At 65.8% G+C, this 398-nt stretch carries 1 protein-coding gene; it reads right to left on the minus strand.

The features are described 5' to 3' along the window. Nucleotides 1–200 precede the first annotated feature (200 nt). A partial coding sequence (locus FJV41_RS56415; protein WP_220138069.1) for a barstar family protein occupies nt 201–398 on the minus strand: 198 nt, incomplete at its 5' end.

Raw genomic sequence — 398 nt, forward strand, 5'->3', positions numbered from 1 at the left:
AAAATGAACAGACGCTAATGATGCTTCATCAGCGGGGTGTGTTCGGCGGACTTTTCTTTGGACATGGGGCTCGTGAATCCGGGGCGTCCGTTCGCGCCGGAGGGCAGCGGCAACGGAGCGGGTACAGGGCCGTCCATGGTAACTGCTGGGGCACAGGGCTGCCGCCACCGGTGGCAGGCGGGTACCGCACAGCCACGGGGTCAGGCCGGGACCAGGGTGATCTGCCGGTGGCTGGCGAAGATATCCATCACGATCTCGAAGTAGGTTGGGCCCTCGCCCCGTTGCAGGGCGTCCAGCTGGCGCGCAATGGTCCGCGTGTTGAAGGTGCCCGGGGCTTCCAGCTTGGACTGCAGCCACTGGCGGGTGGTAGTTCGTCCCAGTGCGGCGCGGCTGTGCTC

This window comes from Myxococcus llanfairpwllgwyngyllgogerychwyrndrobwllllantysiliogogogochensis (genome assembly GCF_006636215.1).
Taxonomy (GTDB): domain Bacteria; phylum Myxococcota; class Myxococcia; order Myxococcales; family Myxococcaceae; genus Myxococcus; species Myxococcus llanfairpwllgwyngyllgogerychwyrndrobwllllantysiliogogogochensis.